Origin of the sequence: Clostridium sp. AF20-7 (genome assembly GCF_003479275.1) — a bacterium.
GTDB lineage: Bacteria > Bacillota > Clostridia > Lachnospirales > Lachnospiraceae > Otoolea > Otoolea fessa.
On the sequence record NZ_QUGF01000036.1, the window covers coordinates 315 to 596 of the forward strand.

Annotated in this window: 1 rRNA gene (cut by a window edge); it reads left to right on the forward strand. The window is 41.1% G+C overall.

The features are described from left to right. A 5S ribosomal RNA gene (rrf, locus tag DWX68_RS14495) occupies window positions 1–49 on the forward strand (it extends 109 nt beyond the left edge of the window). The last annotated feature ends 233 nt before the right edge of the window (window positions 50–282 follow it).

The window sequence follows — 282 nt, forward strand, 5'->3', positions numbered from 1 at the left end:
CGATGATACTATGCTGGAGACGGCATGGGAAAGCAGGTGGATGCCGGATTCCATTAAAAACAATTCGCTGAATGCGATTTGAGATAGAACGGACACATCGGAATGGATGAACTATCTGTGATGAGGATGTGTTAACCTACACCAGCAGGGAAGTGCTGTTCCATATAACTGGTTTTTACCAGTGATTCATAAGTTCGAGCTTATCGAGGTTGTGAATGACTGATAAACTTCAGTCAAGTATGTACCTTGAAAACTGCATATTGAAAATCTGATACAAAGTTC